Here is a 24,386-nt window from a genome sequence, read left to right on the forward strand (position 1 = left end):
CCGGGTGTTGTCCACATCCCACGGTGGGAGGCGTTCGCGGTACGCCGCTCGACGTACTCTGGTGACATGTCACGGAAGCGCAGCCCCCTGCTCGACCGGCCCGGCGCGGTCGAGGCCGACGGACTCGACGCCGGCGTCGCGGCCCACTACGGCTCCGACCTGCGGGAGCAGCGGACGCTCGCGGCCGGTGACGGGTTCGTCGACCTGTCGCACCGCGAGGTCGTCAAGATCACCGGTCCGGACCGGCTGACCTGGCTGCACGCGCTGACGACGCAGTACTTCGAGGGCCTGAAGCCCGGTACGTCGACGACCGCACTGCTGCTGTCGCCGACCGGTCACGTCGAGCACGTGATGTACGGCGTCGACGACGGCGAGACGTTCTGGCTGCACACCGAGCCGGGTGCCGCCGCGGCGCTCGTGGACTGGCTGCAGAAGATGGTCTTCATGTCCCGCGTCGAGATCACCGACGTGACCGACGACTACGCGATCATCTGGCGTCCCGGTCCGGCTCAGGGAGAGTTCTTGACCCGCAGCGGCGAGGACTCGCTCGGCGGGCACGAGGTCTTTCTGCCGCGGGCCGAGCTGGCCGGGCTCGAGGGTCCGGCGGCCGGGATCTGGGCCTACGAGGCGCTCCGGATCGAGGCGGGTGCGCCGCGGTTCGGCCTGGACTCGGACGAGCGGGCGATTCCCAACGAGCTGGGCTGGCTCGGTGTCGGCGTACATCTGAACAAGGGCTGCTACCGCGGTCAGGAGACGGTCGCCAGGGTGCACAACCTCGGCCGTCCGCCGCGGCGGCTGGTGCGGCTGCACCTGGACGGCTCGGTCGACCACCTGCCGCAGCACGGGTACGCCGTACGCGTCGGAGACAAGCAGGTCGGGTTCGTCGGGTCGGCGGCGCGGCACCACGAGTTCGGCCCGATCGCGCTCGCGCTGGTGAAGCGGAACGTGGATCCGGCGGCTGTGCTCGACGTCGTCGCCGAGGACCAGCCGACGGTGACCGCGACCCAGGAGCTGCTGGTCGACCCTGAGGTGGGGTTGCACGTCCGCGCCCGGCTGTGAACCGATTCATTCGCAATGCCGCATTTTGCACCTGTACAGTTCTGCCGTGACCGAACCTGTGATCCTGGCCGACGTCGTCCGCAGCGGCTTCGTCGAGGGCCACCACCGTGGCTCCGTCGTGGTGACGAACCCCGACGGCGCGGTCGAGTGGTCCGTTGGTGTGGTGGACCAGCCGATGTTCCCGCGCTCGTCGAACAAGCCGATGCAGGCCCTCGGCATGCTCCGCAACGGGCTGCCGCTCGACGGCAAACTGCTGTCGCTGGCGGGCGCGTCGCACTCCGGCGAGCAGATCCACCTGGACGGCGTCCGCGAGATCCTCGCGCTGGGTGGGCTGGACGAGTCGGCGCTGCGGACGCCGCCGGCGTACCCGCTCGAGGATGCCGGCCGGGACGCCTGGGTTCGCGCGGGCCACGGCCAGGAGCGGATCGTCATGAACTGCTCGGGCAAGCACGCGGCGATGCTGCTCACCTGCGTGATCAACGGCTGGCCGCTGGACGACTACCGCGCGCCGGATCACCCGCTGCAGCAGGTCATCCGGACCGCGGTCGAGGACACCGCCGGCGAGAAGGTCTCGTACGTCGCCGTGGACGGCTGCGGCGCCCCGATCCTCGCGATCAGCCTGGCCGGCCTCGCTCGGTCGTTCGGCCTGTTCGCTGCCGCCGCGCCGGGCACGCTCGAGGCTCAGGTGAAGGACGCGTTCCGGGGATACCCGGAGTACGCCAGCGGGAGTATGCGCGACGAGGCCGCCCTGATGCGGGCCATCCCGGGCCTGTTCTGCAAGGTCGGCGCGGAGGCTGTGTACGCCGTCGGCCTCGAGGACGGACGCGGGATCGCGGTGAAGATCGAGGACGGTACGCCGCGAGCGCGAGCCGTGGTGATGGCCGCCGTACTGCAGATGCTCGGCCTCGAGCACGAGGTGCTCGACCAGCAGTCCCAGTTCCCGTTGTACGGCGGTGGCGCCGTCGTCGGCGCGGTCCAGCCACACGCCTCGACCTTCAGCTGAATCGGGCTCGCCGCCCCGCGTGAGGCGGGTCACGGTGGTCCTGCTTGCAATTGCAAGCACTCTGCTAGCACACTGGACGCATGGCCAGGTTGAGTGATCGTGCGGCTGGGGCGGTGGGCTCCCTCGGGGAGTACCTCGCCGAGCAGCGGCGGCATGCGCAGTTGTCGTTGCGGCAGCTGTCCGACCTGGCCGGTGTGTCGAACCCGTACCTCAGCCAGATCGAGCGCGGCCTGCGGAAACCGTCGGCCGATGTGCTGCAGCAGCTCGCGAAGGCGTTGCGGATCTCCGCGGAGACCCTGTACGTGCGGGCCGGCATCCTCGACCCGGACGACAGCTCGGACGGCCGACGGGCCGCCGGCGTGGTCGAGGCCGTACTGCTCGATCCGGCGCTGAACGAGCGGCAGAAGCGTGTCCTGCTGGACGTCTACGCGTCCTTCGTCCGTGAGAACACGTCCGACGACGACGCCGCGGTGGAGCCGGAGCCGGAGCCTGCCGAGCCGGCTGCCGCCGAGAAGCCTGCGGCCAAGAAGACCCCTGCAAGCAAGCGCAAGTAACACCTTCCTGCTGAAAGACATCCCGAGGAGAAGCCTGATGGCTACCCGTACGCCCGTCACCCCGTTCTACGCGATCGCCGGCGCCGGCGACCTGGCCGTGGAGAAGTTCCGCGCGGTCAGCGACGACGTCACCGCCCGGTTCGCCAAGCTGGAGCTCACCAAGCTGGACCAGAAGGCCCTGCAGACCGAGCTGACCAAGGCGCAGACCGAGCTCGCCAAGCGGTTCGAGGCGATCGTCGCCGACGCGAAGACCGCCCCGGCCAAGCTGCGTGAGCTGCCGAAGACCGCGCAGGCCGGTTTCACCACCGTGCTGGGCCAGGCCGAGGAGACCTACGAGGACCTGGCCGGCCGCGGCAAGGACCTGGTCGAGCGGATCCGCAGCCAGAAGGCCACCGAGGACCTGGTCACCCAGGCCAAGACCACGGCGAGCAAGGCCAAGGCCACCCGGACCACCGCGAAGAAGACCGCCGACAGCGCGACCCGCAACGTCAAGGCGACCGCGACCAGCGCCCGCAAGACCGCGAAGACCGCCTCCAAGGCCGCCTCGGACGCCGCCTCCAAGATCGGCGACTGAGAGTAACAACACCCACCACCTGGGTGAATCCTGAGGCCGGGCAGCCCCCAATCTGCGCTCAGCAGAGGTAGGCTGCCCGGTCTTTCGGTAGGCTCGTACGCATGGTCCCACTCGCCACGTTCCCGAACCTGTTCCCAGGGTTCGCCGGTCCGCTCGAGATCATCTGGTGGGTGCTGCTCGGGATCAAGCTGGTGGCGCTGCTCGACGCGGCCTTCCGGCCGCGGGCGGTGTTCACCGCAGCGGACAAGCTGACCAAGCCCGGCTGGGTGCTGATCCTGGTCGTGTTCACGCTGAGTCAGATCTTCCAGGGCTGGCTGAGCTTCTTCGGCCTGATCGGCATCGTCGCCTCGGCGGTCTACCTGGTCGACGCCCGCCCGGCCCTGCGCGCCGCCACCGGTCGCGGCCGGGGTGGCTGGGGGATCCGGCGCCGGCGCGGTCCGCGTCCCCTGTAGTTCACTACGAGCGGTACACGATCACCTTGTCGCCGACCTTGATCTGGTCGAACAGGAGCTTGATCTTGCCCAGGTCCCGGACGTTCACGCAGCCGTGCGAGGCGCCGTTGTACCCGCGGGCGGCGAAGTCCGAGGAGTAGTGCACCGCCTGGCCGCCGCTGAAGAACATCGCGAACGGCATCGGTGAGTCGTACAGCTTCGACACGTGGTTGCGGCTCTTCCAACCCACCGTGAAGCTGCCTTCGCGGGTTGCCGTCTTGACCGCGCCGAACCGCACGTCCAGCTGCATCTTCACCACACCGTCGACGACGTACCGCAGCTTGCGGGTGGACTTGTCGATGCAGAGTACGACGCCGGTCGCGCAGCGGGCGTCCAGCTTCTTGCCGTTCACCACCGGGGCCGGCGGGTAGAGCTCGGTCTGGGTCGGCTCGTGGGTGACTGCGGCCAGCTTGTTCCAGGTGTTCTGGTCGACGTACCCGAGCTCGGGAACGCCCTTGGACTTCTGGAACTTCTTCACCGCGGACCGGGTCATGGTGCCGAACTCGTCGTCCAGGTAGCGCTTCTCGAGCAGCTTCAGCTGGACCAGCCGGGCCTCGACCTTGCGCACGTTCGTCCCGGTGGAACCGTTCTTCCACAGGGCCTTCGGATAGATCGGCAGCTCGCCGCTGACCTCGAACGGCACCGTCTTCAGGTCGGTGGTGGCGGCTGGACGCGCGGTGGCGAGGCTTCCGGAACTCAGCAGTGCCGCAATGGCGGCGCCCGCGACCAGCCCGGTCACCAGCTTCCGAACGATCAGTCCGCGCATCGGACACCCCTTTGGATAGACCCCGTCCCACACTGATAGGACGTCCTCACCGGCCTTTTGGTTGGCGCCCTAGCGTATACCGTGATGCCCGTGACGACAGGCAGTTACGAGTCGATCGACGTCGACGGTGTCCGGCTCGCCTACCGTGAGGCCGGCGCCGGACCACCGGTGGTCTTGCTGCACGGCAACCCGACCTCGTCGTACCTGTGGCGTGACGTCCTCGGCCCGGTGTCGCGGATCGCTCACTGCATCGCGCTCGATCTGTTCGGGATGGGCCGTTCCGGTACGTCGACTGCCGACGAGGCGCTGCGGTACCGCTTCCTCGACCACCGGCGGTACGTCGACGGATTCCTGGCAGCACTGGGATTGACCGAGCAGGTGATCCTGGTCGGTCACGACTGGGGTGGGGTTCTCGCGACGGACTGGGCTCGTCGGCACGCGGACGCCGTACGCGGGATCGCCTACCTGGAGACGCTGGTCGCGCCGGTGACCTGGGACAGCCCGAACGCGCCGGCTCCGGAGCTCTTCCGCAGACTGCGGAGCCCGGAAGGGGAGCAGTTGGTCCTGGAGCAGAACGTGTTCGTCGAAACGGTTCTCCCGAGCGGGATCCTGCGTGAGCTGACACCGGACGAACACGCCACCTACCGCGCTCCTTTCGCCGAGGCCGGCGAATCGCGGCGCCCGACGCTGACCTGGGCGCGGGAGATCCCCATCGACGGAACCCCGGCCGACGTCCACGACATCGTTGCCGCCAACGCCATCTGGATGGCGAACACCCCGATTCCGAAGCTCTTCGTCAACGCCGAGCCCGGGGCGTTACTCAACGGCCCGCTTCGCGAGCAGTGCCGGCAGTGGCCGAACCAGCGAGAGGTGACGGTCAACGGCCTGCACTTCCTGCCGGAGGACTCGCCGGACGAGATTGCCGCGGCGTTGCTCGACTGGATCCCGACCTGCTGATCAGGAGATCGTCCATGGACATCGTTCTCAGTACTGCGGACATCACCACGGTCCCCGCGGATGCGATCGTCAACGCGGCTCACCACGCCCTGCGCGGCGGTGGTGGGGTCGATGGTGCGATCCATCGGGCCGGCGGACCGGAGATCCTGTCCGAGTTGATCGAGCGCTATCCGGACGGTGCCGCGACTGGTGAGGCCGCGTGGACGACTGCGGGTGCGCTGCCGGCGTCGTACGTGATCCATGTGGTCGGGCCCAACTACACCGCAGGGCAACGGGATCCGGCGCTGCTCGAGTCCTGCTATCGCAACGCTTTGCGGATCGCGGACGAGTTGGGTGTGAAGACGCTGGCGCTGCCGGCGGTGTCGGCCGGGATCTACGGCTGGCCGGCGCAGTCCGCGGCGGACATCGCCGTACAGACGCTGCGTCGTACGGCGACCGACGTCGTGACGGCCACCTTCTGTCTCGTGGAACCCCGGCTGTACAAGGCGTTCCGGAACGCGACAGCGGCCGGGGAGTGACTCCCCGGCCGCTGTGACTGCAGATCAGGCGCTGTAGACGACGACCTTGTCGCCGATCTTCACCCGGGCGAAGATCCAGGCGATCTTCCTCTTGTCCCGGATGTTCGCGCAGCCGTGCGAGGCGCCGTTGTACCCGCGGGCCTTGAAGTCCGACGAGTAGTGGACCGCCTGGCCGCCGCTGAAGAACATCGCGTACGGCATCGGCGACTTGTACAGCGACGACACGTGGTTCTTCGACTTGCGGTAGACCTTGAACACGCCGTTGCGGGTCGGGGTCTTGCGACCGCCGAACCGTGCGTCGGCGATCTGGATCGGCTTGCCGTTCACCAGGTACACCAGTTTGCGGGTGCGCTTGTTCAGGCACAGCACCCGGCCTCGGGTCATGCACCGCTTGTCGATCCGAAGCTTCCCCGGGACGACCGCGGTCGAACCGGCCGCCGCCGTGGCCGCCTGCGGCGCGACCACGACCTGGGGCGCAACCTTCGGCGCCACCGTGGCCGCCTCGGCCGTCGTGGTGGCGGTCAGAGCGCCCACTCCCACGAACGCGGCAGCCGTGACGGTGGCGCCGAGCTTACGCAGAATGCCCATGTTTTCTTGTCCTTCCCCCAACTGAAGTCTTGCTTGCACATGACAGACGTCAGCACCGCACGCCTGGTTGGTAACGATCCGGAACAACTTCCCCCGCCCCCGACCGACCAATGGTGTATCACACCGCTGTAGTTCCCGAGGCGCCGGGGCAGATCGACAGGAGGTGTCGGCTACGGACGGCGTGACGCACGCTCAGGTGACCGCAGAACGTGGCCGCAATGGGCGTATACGTCCTGTCGGTCTGCGCCCAAGGGCGTGATCAGGCCTTGTTCTTGCGGCCCAGTTTGGCGCGGTCTACCTGGTTGAGGGCTACCTTGCGCATACGGATGGCCTCGGGGGTGACCTCGACGCACTCGTCTTCGCGGCAGAACTCCAGGGACTGTTCGAGCGACAGCTTCCGGGCCGGCACCAGCTTCTCGAACTCGTCCGCCGTCGACGACCGGACGTTGGTCATCTTCTTTTCCTTGGTGATGTTCACGTCCATGTCGTCCGAGCGCGAGTTCTCGCCGACGATCATGCCCTCGTACACCTCGGTGGTCGGCTCGACGAACAGCGTGCCGCGCTCCTGCAGGTTGATCATCGCGTACGACGTCGCCGCGCCGGCGCGGTCCGCCACCAGCGACCCGCTCGGCCGGGTCCGCAGCTCGCCGAACCACGGCTCGTACCCCTCGAACACGTGGTGCGCGATCCCGGTCCCACGCGTGTCGGTGAGGAACTCGGTCCGGAACCCGATCAGCCCACGCGCCGGCACCAGGAACTCCATCCGGACCCAGCCGGTGCCGTGGTTGGTCATCTGCTCCATCCGGCCCTTGCGGACCGCGAGCAGCTGGGTGACCGTGCCGAGGTACTCCTCCGGGCAGTCGATCGTCAGCCGCTCGACCGGCTCGTGCCGCTTGCCGTCGATCTCGCGGGTGACCACCTGCGGCTTGCCGACGGTCAGCTCGTAGCCCTCGCGGCGCATCTGCTCGACCAGGATGGCCAGCGCCAGCTCACCACGGCCCTGCACCTCCCAGGCGTCCGGCCGCTCGGTCGGCAGCACCCGGATCGACACGTTGCCGACGAGCTCCTTGTCCAGCCGGTCCTTGACCAGCCGGGCGGTGACCTTGGTGCCCTTGACCCGGCCGGCCAGCGGCGAGGTGTTGGTGCCGATCGTCATCGAGATGGCCGGCTCGTCCACGGTGATCAGCGGCAGCGGCTTCGGGTCCTCCGGGTCGGCGAGGGTGTCGCCGATCATGATCTCCGGGATGCCCGCGATCGCGACGATGTCACCGGGACCGGCCGAGTCGCCCGGCACCCGCTCGAGGGCCTCGGTGACCAGCAGTTCGGTGATCTTCACCCGCTCGACGCTGCCGTCGTGCTTGCACCACGCGACCTGCGCGCCCTTCTTCAGCGTGCCTTCGTGCACCCGGACCAGCGCGAGCCGGCCGAGGAACGGCGACGCGTCCAGGTTGGTGACGTGCGCCTGCAGCGGCGCGTCCTGGACGTACGTCGGAGCCGGCACGTTGGCCAGGATCGTCTCGAACAGCGGCTCGAGGTCCTCGGAGTCCGGCAGGCCGCCGTCGGCGGGCTGGGTCAGCGAGGCGCGGCCGGCCCGGGCGGACGCGTACACGACCGGGAAGTCCAGCGCGCTCTGGTCGGCGTCGTGGTCGAGCAGGTCGAGGAACAGCTCGTAGGTCTCGTCGACGACCTCGGAGATCCGGGCGTCCGGCCGGTCCACCTTGTTGACCACCAGGATCACCGGCATCTTCCGGGCCAGCGCCTTGCGCAGCACGAACCGGGTCTGCGGCAGCGGGCCCTCGGAGGCGTCCACCAGCAGCACGATCGCGTCCACCATCGACAGGCCGCGCTCGACCTCGCCGCCGAAGTCGGCGTGACCGGGGGTGTCGATGATGTTGATGGTGACCTGCTCGCCGCTGGCCATCTTGTGCCGTACGGCGGTGTTCTTGGCCAGGATCGTGATGCCCTTCTCACGTTCCAGGTCGCCGGAGTCCATCGCCCGCTCGTCCACGTGCTGGTGGGCCCCGAAGGCGCCGGACTGCCACAGCATCGCGTCCACCAGGGTGGTCTTCCCGTGGTCGACGTGGGCGACGATCGCCACGTTGCGCAGGTCGTTACGGACAGGCATGGGGAAGCGCTCCAAGTAGTCAGAGGGTTTTCAGGCGGTGGCTACGGCTGTTTCACGTGCCACTCGACACAGGGCGCAGCCCCTTCATCCTACCGGTGACGGACTGTGTTCACGAATCGGGCAACCCTTTGACATTGGTTGACTGGACGTCCAGTCTATAGACGGGACGCCTGGGGAGGGGTCCGCAACCACGGGGGGTCAGGCCCCGGAGGGCCGAGCATGAGTGGGGGGTTGCTCGGACCTCCAGGGCCCAGACCAGCAACGGAGAAGGAACCGTGCCGCGCTCGGCCACCGTGAACCAGGAGATGCGGGAACGCTCGCGCGAACGCATCCTCGCCGCCGCGCTCGAGGTCTTCGCCGAGCGCGGGTACGAGGCCGCGTCCATCTCCGAGATCACCAGCCGGGCGGGCGTGTCCCGGGGACTCGTCGCCTACTACTTCGCGTCCAAGGACCGGCTCGCCGCCGAGCTCCTGGACCGCTGGCTGGACGGCATCACCGCGATCACCGGCATCGAGGGCACCCCGGACGAACGCCTGGCCGCGATCATCGACGGGGCCCTGATGGCGGCCGCCACCACGCTGCCGATCCAGCGCCTGGCCATCACGTTGATGATGCAGCCCACCACACACGACGTCTTCGCCCAGGTGGAGGCCGAGAAGAACGCCCGCCTGTGCCAGGTGGAGGACGCGATCCGCTCGATCTTCGTGGCCCGCGGCGCCGCCGACCCGGCCGTCGAGGAAATGTTGCTCCGGGCAACCTTGGAGGGCGTCACCGTCAAGCTCGCGATCTACGCGCACACCTTCCCCCTCGAGGAGGTCCGCCGCCGCCTCTACGCCGGCTACGCCCTCCCCGAGCCGGCTGCCCCACTCCCGATCAGCTCGCCTCCGGTCCACCGCCTCCGCGCCAAGTAGTACGACGTACGGCGTACGAGCAGAGCCGCCCGCTGTGGGATGTTCGGGCCGCCACTCGACGCCAGGGTTGTGAGGTATGGAAAAGAGTGGGGTTTCCCGAAGAACACTGTTGGCCGGCTCGCTGGCCGGCGTGGCTGTCGCTGGTGGCGTGGCGTCGTCCGGATATGCCGGCCGGGTGGACGAGTCGGTAGCCGAATGGATCCGGCGGAATGCGGTGCCGCTGGGTGACCTGACGCAGCTGCGGCGGTCCATCGGTGGCGCGCAGATCGTCGGGCTGGGCGAGGCCGTGCACAGTACGGCGGAGATCACCCGGCTGAAGCACCGCGTCCTGCGGCACCTCGTCGAGCGGATGGGCTTCCGGGCGATTGCGTTCGAGGAGGACTGGTCGCTGTGCACCCAGGTGAACGAGTACGTGCGGACCGGTCGGGGTGACCTGAAGGCGCTGATCGGCCAGATGAGTCCGGCCTGGCGCTCGCAGGAACTCGCCGACGTGCTCGAGTACGTGCGCGCCTACAACGCCAGGCATCGCGACAAGGTCTACTTCGCCGGCGTCGAGTACTACGCGACCCGGCCGCTGGCGTACGACGCCATCGACAAGTACGTCGCCCGTCACGCACCCGACCGCCTGGCCGAACTGCGTCGCAGTCTCAGACCGATCCGCCCGAACACCACGGACATGGGCAAGTACGTCCAGTGGTACTGGAAGGAGGTCGACGACAAGGCGCCGTACATCAGCAAGGCGAAGGCCGTCTACGAGCTGGTCCGCGACCTGCCGGACGATGAGATCGTCCATCACGCGCGGCAGATCGTCTCGTTCTACGAGGCGTTCAGCCTGCCGGAGGCCGAGATCCCGGCCTACCGCGACGCCCGCGCCGCGGAGAACGTCCGGTGGGTGCGCCGCTCCACCGGCGACAAGGTCGTCTACTGGGCGGCGAGCGCGCACACCGCCAACGCACCCGGTCTGCGCATCACGGCGCCGCCGTACCCGGACACCGTCTTCCCGAGCGCCGGCTCCTACCTGAAGGGCTGGTACGGCGACCGGTACCGCATCCTCGGCTTCACCTTCGAGACCGGGACGACGCTCGGCCCGATGGGACCGATCGACATGCCACCGGCTGCACCGGACTGGTTCGAGTACCAGCTCCGAGCGGGCGGGACCGACGTGTTCAGCCTGGACCTGCGCAGGCCGGCGCACGGCGCCGTACAGGACTGGCTCGACGCGACGGCGAAGACCCGCGGCTACCCGGAGGCCGGGGCGTCGTCGTGGATGACCGGCGGCAGCATCGCCGAGTGGTACGACGTACTGGTCCACTGCCGCCGGGTCACTGCAGTGCGTGGCTACTGAACGCGGTGCACCTTGTGCTGGGCGGCCTGCGCCCGGGGACGGACGGTGAGCCGGTCGATGTTCACGTGCGGCGGCCGGGTCGCGATCCAGGTGACGATGTCGGCGATGTCGTCGGAGGTGAGCGGCTCGGCCACGCCGGCGTACACGGCGTCGGCTTTGTCCTGGTCGCCGCCGAACCGGGTCAGCGCGAACCCCTCGCTGCGCACCATGCCCGGCGCGATCTCGCAGACCCGCACCGGCTGGTCGTACAGCTCCAGCCGGAGAGTGTCGACGATCGCCTTGGCCGCATGCTTGGCGGCCACGTAACCACCGCCGCCCTCGTAGGCGACCTGGCCGGCCGTCGAGCCCATCACGATGATCGTGCCGCGGCCGGCGACAAGGGCCGGGAGCAACGACTTCGTGACGGCCGCGACACCGATCACGTTCACCTCGTACATCTGCCGCCAGGCCTCCAGGTCCGCCTCCGCGACCGGCTCGAAGCCGAACGCGCCGCCGGCGTTGTTCACCAGCAGTGCGAGCCGGTCACCGACCGCGTCGGCGAGGGCGGCGACGTCCGCGGCCACGGACACGTCGCACTGGACCGCACGGCCGTCGATCTCCTTGGCCAGCGCCTCGATCCGGTCCAGCCGGCGGGCCGCGCAGATCACCTCGAACCCCTCGTGGGCCAGGTGCCGGGCCGACGCGGCACCGATCCCGCTGCTCGCTCCGGTGACGACGGCTAGAGGACGCGCATTCGAAGTCATGCCTCTGAGTCTCCCAGCCCGGTTGCCATCGGCGGGAACCAGTCCGCACAGTAGAACGTCGGGACTTTGGGGAGCGGATCACAGGGGGCGAGCGCATGGCGACCGAGCCGGACGACGAGACGCCGCCGGGTCCGGTGCTCTTCGCGCCCGACGTACCGCCGGCGGTCCGGTCCTTGCTGAGCGAGCATCCGAGCGTGCTGCTGCCGGCCAGTGCGCCGAAGCAGGACGCCGTCGGACGGCAGGCGGCGGGAGAGACGATCGGCGGTCTGGTGGTGTTCGCCGGGATCGAGGTCGGCCTCTGGTTCGCGCTGCGCTGGCTGGTCTACGCGATCTTCCCCGACGGCCTGGCCTTCTGGCTGAGCCTCGGCGCCGGCGTGTTCGGCGTACTGCTGCTGGTCGCAGGAGTCGCCGCGATGACAGGCGAGGGCAGGGCCCGGGTCGCTGCCCGCAAGCACCACGGCCAGTACCTGCTCGCCGAGGACTGGGACGGCGACGCCACCGCGCTGATGGAGCGGGCCCAGCGCGCGGTCGAGACCATCCAGGACTCCGAGGTGAACAAGCGCGGCCTGCTCGACGCAGCCAAGAACGACGTGGTCCTGCCCGAGCAGCTGTGGGATATCGGCCGCGTCCTCCAGCAGTTGTCCGCGCTGCGGTCCCGGCAGGCCGACATCGAGGACCAGTTGCAGTCCGCCCGACTCGAAGCGGTCCTCCGCCCGCAGCGCGAGGCTCTCGAGTTGTCCGCGACCGCGATGGAGACGAAGGTGGCGAAGCTCGAGCGGTACGCCGACCAGGTCCGCGAGGCCGACGCCGTACTCAGGGTGGAGACCTTGCTGGAAGGGGCCCTGCAGGACCGCGACCGGTACGTCGAGCTGCTGTCCAGCACCGAGGTCGCCGGCCACAGTGGCCTGATCGAAGAGCTCAGCCAGGAGACCGCGGACCTGAACGCGACCCTGTCCCGCCGGATCGCGGCAGCCCTCGAGATCGGCCAGACCCTCGCCCTGCCGACCCGGAAGACCGACTGACCGCGCAGGGTTACTCTGACCAGGTGAGCCTTCCCTCCGCCGACCGTCCTCTCCGGCGGGTCGCGATGATCAGCCTGCACACGTCGCCGCTGGACCTGCCGGGGACCGGTGACGCCGGTGGGATGAACGTCTACGTGGTGGAGCTGTCGAAACGCCTCGCGGACCTGGGGGTCGAGGTCGACGTCTTCACTCGGGCGACCGCGTCGGCCCTGCCCGCGCGAGTGGAGCTGATGCCCGGCGTGATGGTTCGCAACGTCGCCGCCGGTCCGTACGAAGGCCTCACCAAGAACGAGTTGCCCGCCCAGTTGTGCACGTTCGCCCGCGCGGTCCTGCGGGCGGAAGCGATTCACGAACCCGGGCACTACGACGTGATCCACTCGCACTACTGGTTGTCCGGCCAGGTTGGCCTGCTCGCCCGCGACCGCTGGGCCGTCCCGCTCGTCCACACCATGCACACGATGGCGAAGGTGAAGAACGCCAGCCTCGCGGACGACGACGTACCCGAACCGCCCGCCCGGCTGCTCGGTGAGGAACAGGTCGTCGAGGCCGCGGACCGGCTGCTCGCCAACACCGACGACGAGGCGAACGAGCTGATCACCCTGTACGGCGCCCAGCCGTCGAAGGTCGGCGTGGTCAACCCGGGCGTTGACCTGGACATGTTCAGCCCCGGCGACCAGGCCGCGGCCCGGCGTGCGATCGGGTTGCCCGAGGATGCCGTCGTACTGGCGTTCGTCGGGCGGATCCAGCCGTTGAAGGCGCCCGACCTGCTGATCCGGGCGGCCGCGCGGATGCTCGAGCGGGACCCGTCGCTGCGGGATCGGCTGGTGGTGGCGATCATCGGCGGGCCGTCGGGCAACGGGATGGAGCACCCCGAGTCGCACGCCGAGCTTGCGCGAGCGCTGGAGGTCGACGACGTGATCCGGTTCGTCAAGCCGATGGAGCGATCTGGGTTGGCCGACTGGTACCGATCCGCGTCGGTCGTGTGTGTTCCGTCGTACTCGGAATCCTTCGGGCTGGTCGCGTTGGAGGCGCAGGCCTGCGGGACGCCGGTGGTCGCGGCGGCCGTGGGCGGGCTGACTACAGCGGTCGTGGACGGGCAGACCGGGCTGCTGGTGCCCGGGCACGGGGTGGACGACTTTGCCGACGCGCTGACACGGATCGCGACGGATCCGCACACCCGCGAGAGCATGGGCCGGGCGGCGGTCAAGCACGCGCAAGGCTTCGGCTGGGAGCTGACCGCGCAGAAGACAGTCGCCGCATACCGAGTCGCAACCCAGACGATGGCGACCGAACTGGCCGCGGAGGTAGCCGGATGAGAGTGTCGGCGGCGGACGTGATCCGTCAGGTCCTGAAGGAGAACGAGCTCGACTTCACCGAGGGCGAGCCCGGCGCGTTCACCGCGGACCTGCCCGGGGAGCGGAAGCTGAAGACGACGGTCACCCTGACGGTCGGGCCGCAGTCGGTCCACGTGCACGCGTTCGTCGCCCGGCGTCCGGACGAGAACCACGAGGCCGTCTACCGCTGGCTGCTGGAGCGGAACCTGAAGATGTACGGCGTCGCGTTCGCCGTCGACCACCTCGGCGACATCCACCTGGACGGCCGGGTGCCGCTGCACGCCATCACCCCGACGGAGGTGGACCGGCTGCTCGGCGCGGTGCTCGAGTACGCCGACTCGTCGTTCAACACGATCCTCGAGCTCGGCTTCGCCTCCTCGATCCGCAAGGAGTACGAGTGGCGGGTCTCCCGCGGCGAGTCCACCCGCAATCTGGACGCTTTCAAGGGCTGGCTGGAGCCCCAGTAGTCTGGGCGCCATGACCTATCGTCTGATCCTGCTCCGCCACGGCCACAGCGACTGGAACGCCAAGAACCTCTTCACCGGCTGGGTGGACGTCGACCTGAACGCCCAGGGCGTCGAGGAGGCCCAGCGTGGTGGCGAGCTGCTGCGCGACCGCGGCCTGCTCCCCGACGTACTGCACACCTCGGTGCTGCGCCGGGCGATCCGCACCGCGAACATCGCCCTCGAGGTGGCCGACCGCCAGTGGATCGACGTACGGCGCTCCTGGCGGCTGAACGAGCGGCACTACGGCGGGCTGCAGGGCAAGGACAAGAAGCAGACCCTCGAGGAGCTCGGCGAGGAGCAGTTCATGCTCTTCCGCCGCTCCTACGACACCCCGCCGCCGCCGATCGAGCGCGGCTCGGAGTACGACCAGGCCGGCGACCCGCGGTACGCCGCCCTCCCCTCGGAGCTGCTGCCCGCGACCGAGTGCCTGAAGGACGTCGTCGAGCGGATGCTGCCCTACTGGTACGACGCGATCGTCCCCGACCTGGCCGACAACAAGACGGTCCTCGTCACCGCCCACGGCAACTCGCTGCGCGCCCTGGTCAAGCACCTCGACAACCTCGACGAGGCCACCATCGTCGGCCTCAACATCCCCACCGGCATCCCCCTCTACTACGAACTCGACGACGACTTCCACCCGGTAACCCCCGGCGGCGAGTACCTCGACCCCCAAGCAGCCAAAGACGCCATCGAAGCCGTAAAAAACCAAGGCCGCTAACCCACAGCCCAGCTGTGTCCCCAAAAGGACACGCCTCCGGCGCGGCTGTTCTGTTGCCGGCTCCGCCGGGCCGCGGACGATGTCACGAGCCGGGGCCTGCGGCGGCAACCAACCAGGTCGGCTTCGCGGGACGGACATGCCTTCGGCGCGGCTGCCTGATCGCCGGCTGCGCCGGGCCGCGGACGGTGATCACGGACCGGCGCTTTCGGCGGTGTGCAATCGGGTCGGCTCCGCAGGAAGGGCACGCCTTCGGCGTGGCTGTCTTGTTGCCGGCTTCGCCGGGGCGCGGGCCGGTCACGAGCTGGCGCTTGCTGCGGTGAGCATCTGCGACCGGTGTGGATGTGAGCCGCTGGGTTGGGGAAATGGCCGACCCGGACGTGTGCCAGACCGGAGGACATCCTGTCCGGCCTGCGCAGTGGTGGATTCCGGTTGGTGCTGTGCCAGCGGTCGTGGGTGCAGGCGGGGACTTGTGGGCTTGAACAGGAAATAGCGTGTTCAAGCCACGGCCACGTCGGCGAGGCCCCGACGCCGTTGGCGAGGCCCCGACCACGTCGGCCAGGCCCGACCACAATGGCAAGCCCCCGATCACGGCGGCCAGCCCTCGACCACGGCGGCTAGGCCCCGATCACGTTCGGCCACGCGCCGATCACGTTCGGCCAGGCCCCCGGCTGCGCGGTCTCGGGCGCGCTCGGGCTCTGGCTGGCTCGGGGCTCGGGTGTCGCAGTCCGCCTCTCACATCAGGGGATAGCTGTCGGCGTTGGGCGTTCTCCCCTCGTGTGCGAGCAGAGAACCCACTACCTGAGGGGATATCCGGGTCTTCTGACTGATGTGTGGGTCAGGTTGGTGCCCTAGTTCGCCACCCTGGGCGGTCGAGTGGACCGGGCCCATGCCAGTCGGACCGCCCGCGAATGGGATCCCGATGCTGCGGACCGCCAGGCCATCACAATCACCACCTACCACCCGGCACCCTGCCTGGCACCGCCGACGCCAGCCGATTGTGATGGCCCGGCGGTCCGCCCTCGACGCTTACAAACCCGACAACAACCCAACGGTGTGCGCCCGCTCAACCCGCGCCGACACATCCGTCACAAGAGCCGGGTATCCGCTCGTAGGGCGAGAGGCGAGAGGCGAGGGGCGAGGGGCGAGAGCGAGCAGCGAGGGTGGAGGCGACGCCTTCGGCTGGGGTGGTGCCACGGCGAGGCCTTCGGCTGGGGTTGCCGCGGTGGCGGCCGTTGGCTGGGGTGGTTGCCGCGACTGGCTTGCCGTCGCCAGAGCTGCTGGGGGCGGGGGCGGTCGGGTGGGCTGCTCGTGCGGCTCGCCGGCCGTGGCGTGGTGAGAGTCCGCCAGGGACGTCGTCCGGCACCTGGCGCGGGCGGACGGGTCGATGATCGCGACCGTGTGGCCCGGTCTCCAGGTGGTTGCAAGCCCAACAGCAGGCGCCCCCGGCAGTGGTTGCCGGGGGCGCCTAGTGCTGGAGGTCAGTTGCCGTTGGGGTTGGGGGTGGAGGCGCCGGCGCCGGAGCCGGCTGCGGTGCCGCCGACGGCTACCGGGAGCTCGCCGGTGACCAGGTAGACGACGCGGCGGGCCATCGAGACGGCGTGGTCGGAGATGCGCTCGTAGTAGCGGCCGAGCAGGGCGATGTCGACGGCGACCTCGACGCCGTGCGGCCAGGAGTCGTCCATCATCAGGCGGAACTGGTTGGTGCGCAGCTTGTCCATCTGGTCGTCGGTGGCCTCCAGCCGGCCGGCCGCCTCGACGTCGCGGGTCTGGATCACGTCGCCGGCGGCGTCGACCATCTTGCCGGCCACCGAGCCCATCTCCGCGATGACGGTGTGCAGCTCGTCCGGGATCGCCGGCGCCGGGTAGCGCATCCGGGCGATCTTCGACACGTGCGCGGCCAGGTCGCCCATCCGCTCCAGGTCGGCGACCATCCGCAGCGCGGCGACCAGCATCCGCAGCTCGTTGGCGACCGGGGACTGCCGGGCCATCAGCTCGAAGACCTTGTCCTCGACGCCCTCGCCGGCCGCGTCCAGCTGGATGTCGGCCGCGATGACCTCTTCGGCCTTGCGGATGTCGGCCTCCAGCAGCGCGGCGGTCGAGCGTCGTACGGCGGTGGACACCGTCCGGGTCATCCGCTCCAGCTCGGCGAGGATGTCGTCGAGCTGCTCGTGGTAGGTGTCACGCATTGTGTTCGTTTCCGATCTGTGGTGTCCGGTGCCACGGTGGGCGGAGTGGGAGGCACGCACCTGGTACCCGCCACATCGTGACCGTATGCCGTCGAGGTTGCCGGACGGCGACGAGTGGTGAACGCATGATGAACAGTTAGGTCGTCCCCCGGTCATCCGGTGATCATTCGGTCTTTCCCTGCTGGTTGCCCGCGTAGCATCGTTGCCGTGGACCCCACGCTGGCTGCGGTGCTGGGCGGCGTCATCGGCGCGGCCCTGGCCCTGCTTTCGCTCGGTGCGATGATGCTCAGCGAACGCTCCCAGCGCAAGATTCCGGAGTCCCCGGACCCGATCGTCCCGAACGGCGTCGCCACCGTCTTGTCCGTGCTCCGGTCGTCCGCGGTCGTGATGGGCCCCGAAGATCAGGTGCTCCAGGCCAGCGCCCCGGCGCACGTACTCGGCATCGTCCGGGGCGAGCGGCTCGTCGTCGACGACCTGCTGACCATGGTCCGGGCGGTACGGCGGGACGGTGAGATCCGCCAGCAGGACCTGGAGATCGTCCGCGGCCGGCTCGGCGCGACGCAGTACGTGAGCGCCCGGGTGGCGCCGCTGGGCAGCCAGTTGGTGCTGGTCCTGGTCGAGGACCGGACCCGGGAGCGGCGGCTGGACGCGATCCGGCGGGACTTCACCGTCAACGTCAGCCACGAGCTGAAGACCCCGGTCGGCGCGCTGATCCTGCTCGCCGACGCGGTCTCCGAGGCGTCCGACGACCCGGAGGCGGTGCAGCGGTTCTCGGACCGGATGCGGGTCGAGGCCTCCCGGCTGAGCCGGCTGGTGAAGGAGATCATCGAGCTGTCCCGGCTGCAGGGCGACGATCCGCTGGAGAACCCCGGCCCGGTCGACATCAACGTGGTGATCGAGAGCGCGGTGGACCGCTGCCAGATCGACGCCGAGGACCGCGACATCAAGATCATCGTCAAGACCGAGCCCGAGCTCGAGGTGATGGGCAGCGCGGACCAGTTGGCGATGGCGATCGGCAACCTGGTCGAGAACGCGGTCAACTACAGCCCCGACGGCACCCGGGTGGCGGTCGCCGCGCACCCGATCGGCGACCTGGTCGAGGTGACCGTCAGCGACCAGGGCGTGGGGATCCCGAGCAGCGACCTGGAACGCATCTTCGAACGGTTCTACCGGGTCGACCGGGCCCGGAGCCGTGAGACCGGTGGGACCGGCCTCGGCCTCTCGATCGTCAAGCACATCGCCTCTATCCACGGGGGCGATGTCCGGGTCTGGAGCGTCGAGGGCCAGGGCTCCACCTTCACTGTGAGACTCCCGTTGCGGCTCGAACCCGCGCCGGGCCAGACCGGTTCCCCCAGCCAGGAGGAGCCGGCCGTAAACCTGACGCCTACCCCGTCAGGTGAGCGGCCTGCCTTGCAGGCCCCCTGATCGCAAAGGAGACAGCTTCGTGACCCGAGTGCTGGTCGTCGAAGACGAAGAGAGCTACAGCGACGCGTTGTCGTACGTGCTGCGCAAGGAAGGGTTCGAGGTCGCCGTCGCGGAGACCGGGCCGGATGCGCTGGACGAGTACGACCGGGCCGGTGCGGACATCGTCCTGCTCGACCTGATGCTGCCGGGGCTGTCCGGCACCGAGGTGTGCCGGGCGCTGCGTAGCCGGGGCAACGTCCCGGTGATCATCGTCAGCGCCAAGGACACCGAGGTGGACAAGGTGGTCGGGCTCGAGCTGGGCGCCGACGACTACGTCACCAAGCCGTACAGCCCGCGCGAGCTGCTGGCCCGGGTCCGCGCCGTGCTGCGGCGCGGCCAGGACGTCGAGCTGCTGCCGGACACGCTGGAGGCCGGGCCGGTCCGGATGGACGTGGAGCGGCACGTGGTGACGGTGTCCGGGACCGAGATCCGGCTCCCGCTGAAGGAGTTCGAGCTGCTCGAGATGCTGCTGCGCAACACCGGCCGGGTGCTGACCCGCGGGCAGCTGATCGACCGGATCTGGGGCGCCGACTACGTGGGCGACACCAAGACCCTGGACGTGCACGTGAAGCGGCTGCGGTCCAAGTTGGAGAAGGACCCGTCGAACCCGCAGCATCTCGTCACGGTGCGTGGCCTGGGCTACAAGTTCGAGTCCTGAGTCACATCCCCACAGGTCGCGACGGCTCGTGGGGTTAGCTTAGGCTCTCCTTAGTTGAGGCAAGTCGTCACTAAGGAGAGTCCCATGTCCTGGTCCCGTACCCGGGCCGTCACCGCGATCGCTACTGCATTGGTCGTGACCACCTCGCTGGCCGCCTGTGGGAGCGACGCCGACAAGCAGGCCGACAGTTCGGCCGGTACGGCGGCTGCCGGGTTCCCGGTCACGCTGAAGAACACGTTCGGCGAGACCACCATCACCAAGAAGCCGGAGCGGATCGTCACGCTCGGCTGGAACGCCCAGGACGTGGTCTACGCGCTCGGCGAGACACCGGTCGGGATGCCGAAGGTGACCTACGGCCCGACCCCGGCCGGCGTGACCGCGTGGGACGCCGACAAGTTCGACGCGTCGAAGACCGAGTTGCTGGACACCGGCGACAAGTTCCCGTTCGAGAAGATCGCGGCGCTGAAGCCGGACGTCATCCTGGCGCCGTACGAGGGTTTCGACGCGGCGACGTACAAGACGCTGTCGGACATCGCGCCGACCGTCGCCTACCCGGGCGCCCCGTGGCAGACCACCTGGCAGGACCAGACGCTGCTGGTCGGCGAGGCGCTGGGCAAGAAGGCCGAGGCCGAGAAGCTGATCAGCGGCATCCAGGACCGGATCAAGCAGGTCGCGAGCGAGCACCCGGAGTTCAAGGGCAAGACCATCACCGTCGGCTCGTTCGGCGCCGACAACTACGTGTACATGCCGGGTGACCCCCGGGTGCAGATCCTGAACGAGATGGGCTTCGTGAACGCGCCGGGTGTTGAGGCGCTCGAGAAAACCAACACCAAGAAGGAGTTCGCGCTCACCATCAGCAAGGAGAAGGTGACCGACGTGGACGCCGACGTGGTGGTCGCGTACGTCGACGGGCTGGGCGCGCAGAAGTTCCAGGCCGACCCGGTCTACTCCTCGCTGGCCGCGGTCAAGCGCGGCAGCGCCTACGTGATGGAGGACCAGCAGGTGATCTCCGGGATGAGCGCCGTCAGCGTGCTGAGCGTCCCGTGGGTGCTGGACAAGATCATCCCGAGCCTGTCCAAGGCCGCCGAGTCCGCGGGCTGACCCGCGAACCCGCCCGGTACGACGACCGATCCGTCGTACCGGGCCGCATCCGTCCGCCGGGACCTCGGCCACAGGTCCCGCCGGCACGACGAACGGGCCGTCCCGCGCCGGGGCGGCCCGTTCGGCTGTTCGGTGGCCGGGTCAGGTCAGGCTCAGCCGTGGCCGCCCTCGCCGTCGGCACGCGGCGACGGCGAGTAGTGGTCCTCCGCGAGGACCGGGATGTAGGTGGTGATCGGGGCGGCCTTGCCGAAGGTCATCGTCACGTTGACCATCTGGCCGGGCTTCGCGCCGGTCACGGTGATCGGCTCGCCCGGGGCCGCGGGGGTCTCGGTGCTGCCCGGGGTCGGCGTCGCCGTGGCCTCGGTGCCCTCACCGGCGGCCGGCGGGAGCAGGGTCGACGTACCGGCCTTGAGGTCCAGCTCCTTGACGTTGCCGAACGTGACCTCACCGGGCTGGTCGCCGCCGGCCTGCCCGTCCTGCGTCTGGGCCGGCGCCTGGGCGATCCCGACCAGGGTGTCGTCCTCGGAGCCGTTGTTGACGATGACGGCGTGCAACTCGCCCTTGCCGTCCTCGGAGGCGATCACCAGGGCGTTGCGGACCGCGATCGAGCCGGAGTCGGCGTTGGTGCCCTCGGCGGCCTGGTAGGGCTGCAGCGTCTGGGCGTTGAAGTTCGCGCCGCAGGCCGTCAGCACGATACTCAGGGTGGCGGCGGCACCCGCCAGCGCGGCGCGCCGGACGGACCGCGAGGACAACGTGATCGGCACTGGGATCCCTCTCCTGCAAAGCTGTTCGACGCCCTGAGGCAGCGGCCTCCGGCGCGTCAAAGCGTAGCTCTCGCCTCGTCCGGGCTCGACGGCGGGCTGGCGTCACGGTCCGTCGCACCGGTGTCCCGGGCAACCTTTCACGCGCGCACAAGGCACGGGTGAGAGCGTTTGTCAAGCCGGGAAGTGGCCCCTGACCAGCGCAAACGTCCCGGCCGGACCATTTGCCACGTGGTAGGATGGACCTTGGAAAGGGGCACGTGACATATGACTTTCACAGTCGGCGAGACGGTTGTTTACCCCAATCACGGTGCGGCCGTCATCGAGGACATCGAGACCCGTCAGATCAAAGGTGAGGACAAGACCTATCTGGTCTTGAGGATCGTCGCTCAGAACGACCTGGTCGTCCGGGTCCCCGCGTGCAACCTCGATCTCGTCGGCGTGCGTGACGTCGTGGATCAGGCTGGCCTGGAGCGCGTCTTCGACGTGCTGCGCGCACCGCACACGGAGGAGCCGACCAACTGGTCGCGACGGTACAAGGCGAACCTCGAGAAGCTGCACTCGGGCGACGTGATGAAGGTGGCAGAGGTCGTTCGCGACCTGTGGCGCCGTGAACGTGACCGCGGTCTCTCCGCCGGTGAGAAGCGGATGCTGGCGAAGGCTCGCCAGATCCTGGTCTCCGAGCTGGCCCTGGCCGAGCACACCAACGAGGACAAGGCGGAAGCCATCCTCGACGAGGTTCTCGCTTCCTGATCCACCCGATCAGACCGAGACGGAACACGTGATCCTGCCGCCCTGCGCGGACTGCTCCCGATGAGCACCGCGGCCATCATCCCGGCGGCCGGTCTCGGGCTCCGGCTCGGTGGTGAGACCCCGAAGGCATTTCGAGAGGTCGGTGGCGAATCGCTGCTGGTCCACGCCGTTCGTGGACTGCGGGCAGCGACCGCCGCCGACCTCACGTGTTTTGTGGTCGCCGTTCCACCCGGCACCGAGGACGCGGTCCACAAGGAGCTCGAGCCGTACGCCGGTGCCGCCCGGCTGCTCGTGGTCCCGGGTGGCGTCGAGCGGGCCGACTCGGTCCGGGCGGCCCTGGACCTGGTCCCGGCCGACGGGATCGACTGCATCCTGGTCCACGACGCGGCCCGGGCCTTCGTCCCGGCGGCGGTCGTCGAGCGGGTGGTCGAGGCGGTGCGTGGCGGGGCCGCGGCCGTCGTACCGGCGGTGCCGGTGACGGACACGATCAAGCAGGTCTCCGGGGCCGGCGAGGTCGTGGACACGCCCGATCGCTCGACGCTGGTCGCCGTACAGACGCCGCAGGGGTTCGACCCCGCGGTGCTGCGTCGTGCGCATGCGGCCGGTGGCACCGGGGCGACGGATGACGCGATGCTGTGTGAGCGGCTCGGCGTGACCGTGCTGACGGTCGAAGGGTCCGAGGACGCGTTCAAGGTGACACGGCCGCGGGACCTGCTGCTGGCCGAGGCGTTACTGGCGGACAGGAGGCTGACGTGAAGGTTCCCAGGGTCGGGACCGGCGTCGACGTCCATCCGCTGGAAGCGGGCCGGCCGATGTGGCTGGCCGGGTTGCTGTGGCCGGAGGAGACGTCCGGACCGACGGGGCACTCGGACGGCGACGTGGCGGCGCACGCGGTCTGCGATGCGCTGCTCAGCGCGGCGCGGCTGGGCGACCTGGGGTCCAACTTCGGTACGTCGGAGCCCGAGTGGGCCGGTGCTTCGGGGGCCGCGCTGCTGGCCGAGGCCGCTCGCCGGGTGCGCGCCGCGGGGTTCGAGATCGGGAACGTGTCGGTGCAGATCATCTGCAACCGGCCGCGGTTCGCCGGTCGCCGCGAGGAGGCCGAGAAGGCGATGAGCGCCGCGTGCGACGCCGAGGTCTCGGTGAGTGCGACGACGACCGACGGGCTCGGCCTGACCGGCCGCGGCGAAGGCGTCGCGGCCATCGCCACCGCGCTCGTCTACTGACCGTCCAGCGTTCGCAGGCTCACCGGATCGGGTGAGAACCGGGCGGCCCGCGGGTCCAGCTCGTCCCCGGTCGGTTGTGTCAGGACGCCGTACAACTCGGGACGCCGGCCGCGGAGCCAGCGGCGGCCGGTTGCCAGCGGCACCAGGTCCAGGTCGAGGTCGGCGACCACCACGGACTCGGCCGGCACCGGGGTCTCGGCGACGATCCGGCCGTACGGGTCCAGGATCATCGCGTTGCCGGTGCGGACCTCGTCGTCGTCCCGGCCGACCCCGTTGCTGAACAGCACGAACAGGCCGTTGTCGTGCGCCCGCGCCGGCAGCCAGCGCAGCAGCCAGCCGCGCCCGTTCGGGCCGTTGAACGCGGCCTCCAGCTCGGTCCGGTCCCCGCGCTCCCAGACCTCCAGCGGGATCGGCTTCATCCCGTGCGGGCTGCGGGAGCTGGTGCCGCCGGTCTGGTGCGGCGCCAGCAGGACGGTTGCTCCGAGCAACGCGGTGATCCGGACGTTCTCGACCAGGTTGTTGTCCCAGCAGATCAGGATCCCGGCCCGGAACCCCCAAGGCGTGTCGAACACCGTGTACGACGACCCGCTGGCGATCGCCTCGTGCTCGAACGCATGCAGCTTCCGGTGCACGTGGACTGCTCCGGTCGGCAGGCAGACGGCGTACGAGTTGAAGAGCTTGCCGTCGGCATCCTCCAGGAACCCGACGCCGATCCCGGCGTCCAGCTCCTTGGCCAGGGCGAGGACCCGGTCGACCAGCGGCCCGTCCGCGGGCGAGGCGAGCTCGTGCAGCCGCTCGGCGGTGTGCCGGCGGAGGTGCCAGTAGCCGAGCAGGCACATCTCCGGGAAGACCACCAGCTTGGCGCCGTCGGCCACTGCCTGGCGGGCTAGCCGCTCGACGATCGCGAGGTTGGCGGCCGGCTGGTCCGGCACCGGCTCGAACTGGACGACGGCGCTCCGAAAGAAGTTCATACCCCTATCGAAACGCCGACCGTTCCATCACGTCCAATAGTTGTTTGGTCAGATT

26 protein-coding genes are annotated in these 24,386 nt (G+C 69.4%); 19 read left to right on the forward strand and 7 right to left on the reverse strand.

Annotated elements, in window-relative coordinates; translation table 11 throughout:
* Positions 1-66 precede the first annotated feature (66 nt).
* The 5 genes from AB0H36_RS04415 (at position 67) to AB0H36_RS04435 (ending at position 3,642) form a co-directional block, all read left to right on the forward strand.
* The gene (locus AB0H36_RS04415) at positions 67-1,059 is read left to right on the forward strand and encodes a glycine cleavage T C-terminal barrel domain-containing protein (RefSeq protein WP_360516328.1); all 993 of its coding nucleotides are present in this window, start codon (positions 67-69) and stop codon (positions 1,057-1,059) included.
* Between the two features lie 46 nt (positions 1,060-1,105).
* Positions 1,106-2,062 (forward strand): asparaginase, encoded by a 957-nt coding sequence (locus tag AB0H36_RS04420; RefSeq protein WP_360516331.1) that lies wholly within the window; start codon positions 1,106-1,108, stop codon positions 2,060-2,062.
* A gap of 80 nt (positions 2,063-2,142) precedes the next feature.
* Positions 2,143-2,616 carry a helix-turn-helix transcriptional regulator gene (locus AB0H36_RS04425; RefSeq protein WP_360516334.1) on the forward strand — a complete coding sequence of 158 codons (474 nt, stop codon included), beginning with the start codon at positions 2,143-2,145 and terminating at the stop codon, positions 2,614-2,616.
* 37 nt (positions 2,617-2,653) lie between these two features.
* The gene (locus AB0H36_RS04430; RefSeq protein WP_360516337.1) at positions 2,654-3,190 is read left to right on the forward strand and encodes a hypothetical protein; all 537 of its coding nucleotides are present in this window, start codon (positions 2,654-2,656) and stop codon (positions 3,188-3,190) included.
* A gap of 101 nt (positions 3,191-3,291) precedes the next feature.
* Positions 3,292-3,642, forward strand: coding sequence for a DUF2516 family protein (locus tag AB0H36_RS04435; protein ID WP_360516340.1), 351 nt, complete (start codon positions 3,292-3,294; stop codon positions 3,640-3,642).
* A gap of 4 nt (positions 3,643-3,646) precedes the next feature.
* Here the strand turns inward: AB0H36_RS04435 and AB0H36_RS04440 are convergent, their stop codons facing one another.
* On the reverse strand, positions 3,647-4,447 hold the full coding sequence (locus AB0H36_RS04440; protein WP_360516343.1) for a L,D-transpeptidase family protein: 801 nt from the start codon (positions 4,445-4,447) through the stop codon (positions 3,647-3,649).
* Positions 4,448-4,537: 90 nt separating this feature from the next.
* Between AB0H36_RS04440 and AB0H36_RS04445 the strand changes: the two genes are divergently transcribed.
* The gene (locus AB0H36_RS04445; protein WP_360516346.1) at positions 4,538-5,404 is read left to right on the forward strand and encodes a haloalkane dehalogenase; all 867 of its coding nucleotides are present in this window, start codon (positions 4,538-4,540) and stop codon (positions 5,402-5,404) included.
* A gap of 14 nt (positions 5,405-5,418) precedes the next feature.
* Positions 5,419-5,922: an O-acetyl-ADP-ribose deacetylase gene (locus AB0H36_RS04450; protein WP_360516349.1), complete on the forward strand. Its 504-nt coding sequence runs from the start codon at positions 5,419-5,421 to the stop codon at positions 5,920-5,922.
* A 24-nt stretch (positions 5,923-5,946) separates the two neighbouring features.
* Here AB0H36_RS04450 and AB0H36_RS04455 read toward each other — a convergent pair whose 3' ends face one another.
* Both AB0H36_RS04455 and typA read right to left on the reverse strand, forming a co-directional pair.
* Positions 5,947-6,510 carry a L,D-transpeptidase gene (locus AB0H36_RS04455; RefSeq protein ID WP_360516353.1) on the reverse strand — a complete coding sequence of 188 codons (564 nt, stop codon included), beginning with the start codon at positions 6,508-6,510 and terminating at the stop codon, positions 5,947-5,949.
* 259 nt (positions 6,511-6,769) lie between these two features.
* Positions 6,770-8,635 carry a translational GTPase TypA gene (typA, locus tag AB0H36_RS04460; RefSeq protein ID WP_360516356.1) on the reverse strand — a complete coding sequence of 622 codons (1,866 nt, stop codon included), beginning with the start codon at positions 8,633-8,635 and terminating at the stop codon, positions 6,770-6,772.
* 275 nt (positions 8,636-8,910) lie between these two features.
* Between typA and AB0H36_RS04465 the strand changes: the two genes are divergently transcribed.
* Together AB0H36_RS04465 and AB0H36_RS04470 are read left to right on the forward strand one after the other, a co-directional pair.
* Positions 8,911-9,546 (forward strand): helix-turn-helix domain-containing protein, encoded by a 636-nt coding sequence (locus tag AB0H36_RS04465; RefSeq protein ID WP_360516359.1) that lies wholly within the window; start codon positions 8,911-8,913, stop codon positions 9,544-9,546.
* Positions 9,547-9,622: 76 nt separating this feature from the next.
* Positions 9,623-10,891, forward strand: coding sequence for an erythromycin esterase family protein (locus tag AB0H36_RS04470; RefSeq protein WP_360516362.1), 1,269 nt, complete (start codon positions 9,623-9,625; stop codon positions 10,889-10,891).
* Here the strand turns inward: AB0H36_RS04470 and AB0H36_RS04475 are convergent.
* On the reverse strand, positions 10,885-11,634 hold the full coding sequence (locus AB0H36_RS04475; RefSeq protein ID WP_360516365.1) for an SDR family NAD(P)-dependent oxidoreductase: 750 nt from the start codon (positions 11,632-11,634) through the stop codon (positions 10,885-10,887). The two genes, AB0H36_RS04470 and AB0H36_RS04475, sit on opposite strands and share 7 nt — an antisense overlap.
* A gap of 95 nt (positions 11,635-11,729) precedes the next feature.
* Here AB0H36_RS04475 and AB0H36_RS04480 point away from each other — a divergent pair, with 95 nt between their 5' ends.
* From AB0H36_RS04480 to AB0H36_RS04495, 4 genes are all read left to right on the forward strand, one after another.
* Positions 11,730-12,656 carry a hypothetical protein gene (locus AB0H36_RS04480; protein ID WP_360516368.1) on the forward strand — a complete coding sequence of 309 codons (927 nt, stop codon included), beginning with the start codon at positions 11,730-11,732 and terminating at the stop codon, positions 12,654-12,656.
* Between the two features lie 65 nt (positions 12,657-12,721).
* Positions 12,722-13,972: a D-inositol-3-phosphate glycosyltransferase gene (mshA, locus tag AB0H36_RS04485; protein ID WP_360516831.1), complete on the forward strand. Its 1,251-nt coding sequence runs from the start codon at positions 12,722-12,724 to the stop codon at positions 13,970-13,972.
* Positions 13,969-14,457 (forward strand): YbjN domain-containing protein, encoded by a 489-nt coding sequence (locus tag AB0H36_RS04490; protein WP_360516371.1) that lies wholly within the window; start codon positions 13,969-13,971, stop codon positions 14,455-14,457. The genes mshA and AB0H36_RS04490 overlap by 4 nt, the downstream gene beginning before the upstream one ends.
* A 10-nt stretch (positions 14,458-14,467) precedes the next feature.
* Positions 14,468-15,214: a phosphoglyceromutase gene (locus AB0H36_RS04495; RefSeq protein WP_360516374.1), complete on the forward strand. Its 747-nt coding sequence runs from the start codon at positions 14,468-14,470 to the stop codon at positions 15,212-15,214.
* A 1,478-nt stretch (positions 15,215-16,692) separates the two neighbouring features.
* Here AB0H36_RS04495 and phoU read toward each other — a convergent pair.
* Positions 16,693-17,400 carry a phosphate signaling complex protein PhoU gene (gene phoU / locus AB0H36_RS04500; protein ID WP_360516377.1) on the reverse strand — a complete coding sequence of 236 codons (708 nt, stop codon included), beginning with the start codon at positions 17,398-17,400 and terminating at the stop codon, positions 16,693-16,695.
* A gap of 207 nt (positions 17,401-17,607) precedes the next feature.
* On the opposite strand from phoU, the gene AB0H36_RS04505 reads away from it, so the two are divergent.
* The 3 genes from AB0H36_RS04505 (at position 17,608) to AB0H36_RS04515 (ending at position 20,623) form a co-directional block, all read left to right on the forward strand.
* The gene (locus AB0H36_RS04505) at positions 17,608-18,825 is read left to right on the forward strand and encodes an ATP-binding protein (RefSeq protein WP_360516380.1); all 1,218 of its coding nucleotides are present in this window, start codon (positions 17,608-17,610) and stop codon (positions 18,823-18,825) included.
* A 19-nt stretch (positions 18,826-18,844) separates the two neighbouring features.
* Positions 18,845-19,522, forward strand: a complete 678-nt coding sequence (locus tag AB0H36_RS04510; protein ID WP_133787236.1) for a response regulator transcription factor — start codon at positions 18,845-18,847, stop codon at positions 19,520-19,522.
* Positions 19,523-19,606: 84 nt separating this feature from the next.
* Positions 19,607-20,623, forward strand: coding sequence for an iron-siderophore ABC transporter substrate-binding protein (locus tag AB0H36_RS04515; protein ID WP_360516383.1), 1,017 nt, complete (start codon positions 19,607-19,609; stop codon positions 20,621-20,623).
* Between the two features lie 152 nt (positions 20,624-20,775).
* Here the strand turns inward: AB0H36_RS04515 and AB0H36_RS04520 are convergent, their stop codons facing one another.
* On the reverse strand, positions 20,776-21,387 hold the full coding sequence (locus AB0H36_RS04520; protein ID WP_360516386.1) for a hypothetical protein: 612 nt from the start codon (positions 21,385-21,387) through the stop codon (positions 20,776-20,778).
* A gap of 264 nt (positions 21,388-21,651) precedes the next feature.
* Between AB0H36_RS04520 and AB0H36_RS04525 the strand changes: the two genes are divergently transcribed.
* From AB0H36_RS04525 to ispF, 3 genes are read left to right on the forward strand one after another with little or no spacing between them, the layout of a single operon-like run.
* A complete protein-coding gene (locus tag AB0H36_RS04525) occupies positions 21,652-22,137 on the forward strand; it encodes a CarD family transcriptional regulator (protein ID WP_012918679.1) in 486 nt (161 codons plus the stop codon).
* A gap of 60 nt (positions 22,138-22,197) precedes the next feature.
* Positions 22,198-22,893 (forward strand): 2-C-methyl-D-erythritol 4-phosphate cytidylyltransferase, encoded by a 696-nt coding sequence (gene ispD, locus AB0H36_RS04530; RefSeq protein WP_360516389.1) that lies wholly within the window; start codon positions 22,198-22,200, stop codon positions 22,891-22,893.
* Entirely contained in the window at positions 22,890-23,360 is a 471-nt protein-coding gene (gene ispF / locus AB0H36_RS04535) for a 2-C-methyl-D-erythritol 2,4-cyclodiphosphate synthase (protein ID WP_360516392.1), read from the forward strand. The genes ispD and ispF overlap by 4 nt, the downstream gene beginning before the upstream one ends.
* Here ispF and AB0H36_RS04540 read toward each other — a convergent pair.
* Positions 23,354-24,331 (reverse strand): nitrilase family protein, encoded by a 978-nt coding sequence (locus AB0H36_RS04540; RefSeq protein WP_360516395.1) that lies wholly within the window; start codon positions 24,329-24,331, stop codon positions 23,354-23,356. The genes ispF and AB0H36_RS04540 overlap by 7 nt on opposite strands.
* Positions 24,332-24,386 lie beyond the last annotated feature (55 nt).

It is taken from the genome of Kribbella sp. NPDC050820, assembly GCF_040653975.1.
Classification (GTDB): Bacteria; Actinomycetota; Actinomycetes; order Propionibacteriales; family Kribbellaceae; genus Kribbella.